Origin of the sequence: Streptococcus sp. IsoGale022, assembly GCF_031142805.1 — a bacterium.
Lineage (GTDB): Bacteria > Bacillota > Bacilli > Lactobacillales > Streptococcaceae > Streptococcus > Streptococcus sanguinis_A.
In genome coordinates, this window is sequence record NZ_JAKZJI010000050.1 from 1 (window position 1) to 306 (window position 306).

The following is a 306-nucleotide window of genomic DNA, read 5'->3' on the forward strand; positions in this document are numbered from 1 at the left end:
GGCGGACGTACTTGCGGATACAGATGCACTCGTTGACGCTGACGTGCTGGCACTTACAGACGCGCTCGTTGAAGCTGACGTGCTGGCACTTACGGATGCACTGGTTGAGGCGGATGTACTTGCACTTACTGAGGCGCTAGTTGAGGCGGATGTACTTGCACTTGTAGATGCACTCGTTGACGCTGACGTGCTGGCACTTACAGACGCGCTCGTTGACGCTGACGTGCTGGCACTTACAGACGCGCTCGTTGAAGCTGACGTACTTGCGGATACTGATGCACTCATCGACGCTGATTCACTTGCGGA

Annotated in this window: 1 pseudogene; it reads left to right on the top strand. The window is 55.9% G+C overall.

The window, feature by feature from the left end:
- Positions 1 to 306, top strand: a pseudogene (locus RG608_RS11615) (hypothetical protein); the annotation flags it as partial.